The 7,167-nt window shown below is 46.9% G+C and carries 6 protein-coding genes; 1 reads left to right on the top strand and 5 read right to left on the bottom strand.

Features of this window, described 5'->3' with window-relative positions; all coding sequences use genetic code 11:
• The 5 genes from dmpG to E2K52_RS12645 all read right to left on the bottom strand — a co-directional run.
• Positions 1–622 (bottom strand): 4-hydroxy-2-oxovalerate aldolase (dmpG, locus tag E2K52_RS12665; RefSeq protein ID WP_151205426.1); only part of this gene is annotated, 622 nt, incomplete at its 3' end.
• Between the two features lie 11 nt (positions 623–633).
• Positions 634–1,530: an acetaldehyde dehydrogenase (acetylating) gene (locus tag E2K52_RS12660; RefSeq protein ID WP_151205425.1), complete on the bottom strand. Its 897-nt coding sequence runs from the start codon at positions 1,528–1,530 to the stop codon at positions 634–636.
• A gap of 21 nt (positions 1,531–1,551) precedes the next feature.
• Positions 1,552–2,349, bottom strand: a complete 798-nt coding sequence (locus E2K52_RS12655; protein ID WP_151205424.1) for a 2-keto-4-pentenoate hydratase — start codon at positions 2,347–2,349, stop codon at positions 1,552–1,554.
• A 407-nt stretch (positions 2,350–2,756) separates the two neighbouring features.
• Entirely contained in the window at positions 2,757–3,425 is a 669-nt protein-coding gene (locus E2K52_RS12650) for an HAD-IA family hydrolase (protein WP_151205423.1), read from the bottom strand.
• Positions 3,426–3,755: 330 nt separating this feature from the next.
• Positions 3,756–4,724, bottom strand: coding sequence for an RluA family pseudouridine synthase (locus tag E2K52_RS12645; RefSeq protein WP_151205422.1), 969 nt, complete (start codon positions 4,722–4,724; stop codon positions 3,756–3,758).
• Positions 4,725–5,493: 769 nt separating this feature from the next.
• Between E2K52_RS12645 and E2K52_RS12635 the strand changes: the two genes are divergently transcribed.
• Positions 5,494–7,167: Rne/Rng family ribonuclease (locus E2K52_RS12635; RefSeq protein WP_151205421.1), on the top strand; the 1,674-nt coding region annotated here is incomplete at its 3' end.

The raw sequence follows: 7,167 nt of genomic DNA, 5'->3' as shown, positions 1-7,167 counted from the left end.
CCGTGTTTGCCACGCCCATGCCTAAGTTGTGGTGACCGTGGAAACCTAGTTCAATACTTGGATCAAGCGCATCACGCAAGCATGCAACGCGATCGGTTACATCCTGAGGAAGCATATAACCTGCAGAATCCGTTACATAGATACAGTTTGCACCATACGACACCATCTTCTTCGCTTCTTCAAGCAGTTGAGCCGGAGTTGCCATATGGGCCAGCATCAGGAAGCCTACAGTATCCATCTCCAGCTTACGCGCAGCCGTGATGTGCTGTTCAGAACAATCCGCTTCCGTACAGTGCGTTGCCACACGGATGGTTGATACACCAATCTCATGGGCCATTTTCAGATGGTCAACCGTCCCGATACCCGGCAAAAGCAATGCAGATACTTTGGCATTCTTCATGCGTGGCACTACAGCAGACAGGTATTCTTCATCTGTTGCCGCAGCAAAACCATAGTTTACTGATGAGCCACCCAGCCCGTCACCATGTGTCACCTCGATTAACGGTACGCCCGCCTCATCAAGTGCAGTTGAAATCGCAATCATCTGCTCGACAGTGGTTTGATGGCGCTGTGGATGCATACCATCACGCAAAGTCATATCATGAACAATAATCTTAGACATGTGGTTGCTCCTTAAGCCTGTTCTTTTGCAAATACGTGTTCAGCAAACATTTCTGCAGTACGTGCAGCCGCCGCAGTCATGATGTCCAGGTTACCCGCATATTTTGGCAAGAAGTCACCCAGACCTTCGACTTCCATGAAGATCGACACACGGTTGCCATCAAACACAGGACCATTGACCAGCTTGTAGCCCGGTACATATTTTTGGACTTCTTTGATCATGGCATGCACTGATTCAGTGATTGCCGCCTGATCCGGTTCACCTTCAACCAAACAATGTACGGTATCGCGCATCATTAAAGGTGGCTCAGCCGGGTTGATGATGATGATTGCCTTGCCTTGTTTTGCACCGCCGACTTTTTCGATTGCACCGGCAGTGGTACGGGTAAATTCGTCAATATTCTTACGTGTACCCGGACCCACCGACTTGGTGGATACGGTTGCAATGATCTCACCATATTCAACCGGTTGAACGCGGGAAACCGCAGCGACCATCGGAATGGTCGCCTGACCACCACACGTTACCATGTTTACATTCGGCACTTCGCCCGCTGCAAGCAATGCTTCAAGGTTCACTGGCGGTACACAGAACGGACCAATCGCTGCAGGTGTCAAATCAATCATCAATACGCCCAGCTCATTCAGCTTGCGGCTGTTTTCTGCGTGAACGTATGCAGACGTTGCATCAAAGGCAATTTTAATGTCATCTTCAAGAACATGCGGCAGCAGGCCATCTACCCCTTCAGCCGTGGTTTTTAAGCCCATTTTCGCTGCACGTGCCAGACCTTCAGACGTTGGGTCAATGCCCACCATCCACACTGGCTCCAACCATTCGCTACGCTGTAATTTATAAAGCAAGTCCGTACCAATGTTGCCGGGACCGATCATTGCACATTTAATCTTTTTCATGAATGTACTCTCAAAATTCCATTATTCAGCAGCAAAAGCAGCTGTTACTGAACCAAAGCCTTCAATCTCAACCTTGAACTCATCGCCTGGCTGAGCAACCACCATCGGGCCTAAAGCACCGGTCAGGATGATGTCACCTTTGAGCAATGGGCGACCACGGCGTACCATCTCATCTGCAAGCCAGACCGCTGCATTTAAAGGATTGGCCAAACATGCTTTACCCACCCCTTGTGAGACCACTTCAGCACCACGAGTCATGACCATCTTGCAGTTCACCAGGTCAAGGTTGTCGAGCTTCACCGGACGTGAACCCAAAACAAATGCTGCCGAAGAGGCGTTATCTGCTACGGTATCAATCAGGCTGATTTTCCAGTTCTCGATACGGCTATCGACCACTTCAACTGCAGGAAGTGCATAATCAGTCGCGCTGATAATGTCTGCATAGGTGTGTTTTTCTTTGGTTAAATCTTCTTTGATCACCAATGCAATTTCCGCTTCAACTTTAGGCTGAATTAACAGACCGGCAGGAATTGCTTCACCATCGCCATAGGCCATGTCCGCAAACAACATGCCAAAGTCAGGCTGATCTACGCCGAGTTGTGTCTGAACCACTTTAGATGTCAACCCGATTTTACGACCCACCAGACGGCGGCCTTCAGACAACGCACGCGCTGTATTGATTTCTTGAACGGCATAGGCAATATCCACGTCCGCACTTTCACCACCAAGTTCAGGGCGAATCGGTGCGATCGCAGTTTGTGATAATTCAGCGCGACGAAGGGCGTGTGCAACTGATTCAACAACAGCAGAATTCGACATCAGTGTTTCCTTAAACTGCAAAAATGAAGTTTATGCCTACATCCAGACGAAGTCGTTCAGCAAGCTGGAAACGACCTGACAATGAGCTGGGATTGTCTGTCCTGAACGAGACATAAACATATACAATCTAAGAATCTGAAAATTAAGAGATGAATGCCAATAGTTATTTTATTTTTCGCTATAGCTATTAACTATTAATAAATCCAATATTATTTTAAATAAAACAGCGACTTAAGTTATAAATTCGACTAAATCCACAGCAAATTCATCAACATTGCTCGACGCTTAAATTGATCAAGTTTGCAGCTTTAGACTAAAAGATAAGAACATATCCGGCAGTTGAGTGCATTTACAGGCACTCTTTTCAAACCGAGTGCCTGCAAGTTTACCGATCTCAAGATAAGCGATTAAATCGCTTCTTTCCATTGAACTTTAGCCAATAAAAAGCTATTCAGGCTGCGAATATCATGCACGATGGTCAAGGGATTAAACTGTGCCAGCGTTTCAGGCGTATGCACGCCATAACTCACCCCCACACTCGGCATCGCAATCTTCTGTGCCATCTCCAGGTCATAGGAGGTATCTCCCACCATAATCGCCTCATGCGACGCCACACCAGTTTCAGACAGAATCTCAGCCAGCATCAGCGGATCAGGTTTGGAGCGGGTTTCACTGGCCGCGCGGGTAACTGCAAACAGCTCGACACTCTCGGTTTGCTTTAGGACCCGATCCAGCCCTTTACGGCTTTTTCCGGTCGCGACCGCCAGTTTTACGCCCTGCTCTGCCAGCTCTTGTAACATCTCCGCCACACCAGCGAACCAGCAATCTTCAGTAGAGTTCGCCACATAATGTTCAGAATAAGCCTGTAAAATATCGCTATGTAATTCTGGCACTGTCGGAAACAGACGCTGGGCAACTTCAGGCAAACCCAGACCGATAATACTTTTGGCATCGGCATCGGTCAGCGGCTGATTAAATTGCTGGGCTGCAAACTGGAGACTTGCCACAATCTGACCGACTGAATCGAATAAGGTGCCATCCCAATCAAAAATAACCAGTTTTACAGGTGAGTTCATATAAGGTCCTAATATTTGATTCAGTATCTTTAAGCCCTCTCCTTCTAGGAGAGGGTTTGGGAGAGGTTAGTTAAATTTAATTCACTACCACAATTAATGTCAGTGAGCAGCTGTTTTCGTATAGGTATTATCTACTTTTCAAGGATGAAAAGTAGCAAAAATCCTTTGTTACTCTGATGGCACGTCCTTGTACCACAGAGTAACGGCGACATCCATGTCGCCCTTCATTGATTTAGAAATTGTCTTGAATCATCTCTACCTTTAATAAAGAAGGGAATTTTCCTCACTCAAATAAAGCAAAATCAGGAAGACTCATTAAAAAGCTAAAGATTACTCTTCATCTTCGGCAAGTGTAACCACCTTATCCGCTTTCTGCGCTCTGAGCTGTGCCACCAGACTTTGCATATCTTCAGGCAAGGGCGCCTCAATTGTCGGATAGCCTGGAATATCCAGACGCATGGCATGCAAGCACAAACGGCGCGGTTTAGGTCCCCTATATTCGGTTTCGTGACCGTATTTTTCATCCCCCACCAAAGGATGACCAATACTCAAACCATGCACACGGATCTGGTGGGTACGCCCCGACAGCGGAGAGGCATAGACCAATGTGGCATGCATAAAGCGCTCTTGTACATTCCACTGAGTTTTGGACTCTTTGCCTTCTTTAGACACCCGCACGCGACGTTCGCCATTTGGCAGCTCATAACGATACAAAGGGGCATCAATCAACTGCTTGTCCAGACTCACCTGGCCTTTGACCACCGCAGCATAGGTCTTGTGAATTTTATGTTCTCGCAGCAGGTCTTGCAGGGTTTTTAGCACGCTCCGTTTTTTAGAAATCATCACCAAGCCGGAAGTGTCACGGTCAATACGATGAATCAGCTCCAGATATTTTTTCCCGGTTGCAGCACGTAACCCCTCTATCAGGCCATACGCCACACCACTACCGCCATGTACGGCAATACCGGAAGGCTTGTTCACCACCATTAAGCCTTCATCTTCATAAATCACACGAGCCAACAGACCTTGAGCGACCTTGTCGGAGACGGGCGCTGCAGTTTCATCTTTCTGCTCATAACGGATCGGTGCTACACGAATTTGATCCCCAATCGAAAGTTTGGTTTCTGCCTTAATCCGTTTTTTATTCACACGAACCTGGCCTTCCCGAATCAAGCGATAGATACGGCTTTTGGGCACGCCTTTCAGACGACTAAACAGGAAATTATCGATTCGCTGACCATCCTGGTGCTCATCCACTTCAAACCAAGTGACACTTTGCCATTGTTGCGTAGAATTCATACAGTTACTGTGACCTGAAATTGACTTAAATTGAATAAAAAATGATCATTTAGATTATGCTTTACACAAGAAACATAAGCTTAGCCCATAGGCAGATGATGCAAGGTTTGATATAGTCAGCGCACGGAAACCATCGTTTGTGAATAAAAATTGAAGCATTTCAGATTTTTTCTGAATTTGATTATTCAATTAAAGACTCACATGATACGGGAAGGTCCCCAAAGAATTATGCCGACGCCGAAGGCTTATTATATCGGCAAACAAAGCAAACTGTTGCGTTTAATTGTACCTCAGGTACATAAATCAGTTTGTCTGAAAAAATATGTCGCCAACCTAGTTGGTTTTTAAACGTAAACTGATACACATCAGATTAGTCGCACCCTGGAAACGACTTCAGGCTACAGTGTTTGATGCATTGGATCTGCACCGTTTGTAAAGATACGATGATAATTCCGTATCAAGACCCCCTATCTACAGAGAAGGGTTGATCTTCGAACAACGTGACAGTGAAAGTTACTCACATCCAATGCACCGCTCGTCCGCCAGTGAAGCGTTCAGGTGACTTTAATCACTTAAAGATTGAAGCCGTATTGTCATCCTCAATACGTGAATCAAAGCCGAAGCTGATCTATACAGGTAGCAGCCGGTAAAAAAAGACTCAGACCACAATGTCTTTACATTTAGTATCTGGGCCGTTGATCCGTGATGTGTGATGTTCGCTACGTGTCTAGCGATTTTTTGCTGTGTATCACTATAAGGTGTTACACCCATGAAACGTATGTTGATTAATGCAACACATGCCGAGGAAATTCGCGTTGCACTTGTCACTGGTCAGCGTCTTTACGATTTCGACTTAGAAAACCGTACCCGTGAACAAAAAAAATCTAATATCTATAAAGGTCACGTGACTCGCGTTGAACCTTCTTTAGAAGCTGTATTCGTTGAATACGGTGCAGGTCGCCAAGGCTTCCTGTCGATGCGTGAAATCGCCAATTCTTATTACAAAGCCGATCCTCGCCAAACATCAAACATCCGCGAACTGATCACTGAAGGCACCGAACTTCTGGTTCAGGTGGAAAAAGAAGAACGTGGCAATAAAGGCGCGGCCCTTTCTACGTTTATTTCACTGGCGGGTCGTTATCTGGTGCTGATGCCAAATAACCCGAAAGGTGGCGGTATCAGCCGTCAGATTTCAGGTGCAGTACGTGAAGAACTCAAAGAAATGCTGGCTTCCCTGAACGTGCCGCGTGGTATGAGCGTGATTGTCCGTACTGCCGGTATTGGCCGTTCTCAGGAAGAGTTACAACTTGATCTGCAACACTTGATGGATCTTTGGGCTCAAATCCAGAGTACAGCCAACTCTGGCCCATCCCCAATGCTGGTGCACCAAGAAGCTGGTGTTGTAACCCGTGCCATTCGTGACTATTTACGTGATGATGTTGCTGAGATCCTGATTGACTCAGAGCAGGCCTATAACGAAGCTTATAATTTTGTAAAAGCCGTCATGCCGCGTCAAATTGACAAGCTGAAAACCTATACCTTAAATGAGCCTTTATTTGCCCATTTCGGTGTTGAAAGCCAAATTCAGACCGCTTATGAGCGTGAAGTCAAACTTCCGTCTGGTGGTTCAATCGTGATTGACCAGACTGAAGCCCTGGTGTCAATTGACATCAACTCGGCAAAGTCGACCCGTGGTCAGGACGTTGAAGACACCGCACTCAACACCAACCTGGAAGCCGCTGAAGAAATCGCACGTCAATTACGTTTACGTGATATTGGCGGTTTAGTCGTGATCGACTTTATCGACATGACCAAAGACCGCAACCAGCGTATGGTCGAAGCCAAACTGCGCGAAGCGACCCAAAGTGACCGCGCACGTATCCAGTTCGGTCAATTATCCCGTTTCGGCCTGATGGAAATGAGCCGTCAGCGTTTACGTCCGTCTTTGGAAGAAGCGACTGGCTATGTTTGCCCTCGCTGTCATGGCACCGGTATGGTACGTGATTTACGCTCACTTTCCCTGTCGATCATGCGTAAAATCGAAGAAATTGCCCTACGTGAACGTCATGGTGAAGTACAGGTTGAAGTTCCGGTTGAAATCGCGGCCTTCATGCTGAATGAAAAGCGTCACAGCCTAGTTTATCTGGAACAAACCTCCAATGTCCGGGTGACTGTGCTGCCGCACCCGCACCTGGAAACTCCGCATTATGAAATCACGTATAATGCTGAAGGCTTTGCGCCGACCAGCTATGAGCGTACAGAAGCCACTCGTTCAAGTGAGAAAGAGTTAGGTTATGAGTCTTCTGAATGGCATCTAGAAGAAGAACAGCATGCACAACATGCTGCACCAGCGCCTGCACAGCCACAACAAAACAACGGCCGCAATCACAATAAACGTCGTAATCAGCAAAACCAGCCGGCTCAACCGCAAGTTGCACAGCAG

The sequence above is a fragment of the Acinetobacter sp. RF14B genome (assembly GCF_006864105.1).
Classification (GTDB): Bacteria; Pseudomonadota; Gammaproteobacteria; order Pseudomonadales; family Moraxellaceae; genus Acinetobacter; species Acinetobacter lwoffii_C.
The sequence above is the reverse complement of the archived record's forward strand: the minus strand, read 5'-3'. Positions and strand labels throughout refer to the sequence as shown.

What these genes read in the sequence shown, in the direction of transcription:
- E2K52_RS12655 (WP_151205424.1), bottom strand. Translation starts at nt 2,349, where the DNA reads ATGTCGAATTCTGCTGTTGTTGAATCAGTTGCACACGCCCTTCGTCGC.
- E2K52_RS12645 (WP_151205422.1), bottom strand. Translation starts at nt 4,724, where the DNA reads ATGAATTCTACGCAACAATGGCAAAGTGTCACTTGGTTTGAAGTGGAT.
- E2K52_RS12650 (WP_151205423.1), bottom strand. Translation starts at nt 3,425, where the DNA reads ATGAACTCACCTGTAAAACTGGTTATTTTTGATTGGGATGGCACCTTA.
- E2K52_RS12660 (WP_151205425.1), bottom strand. Translation starts at nt 1,530, where the DNA reads ATGAAAAAGATTAAATGTGCAATGATCGGTCCCGGCAACATTGGTACG.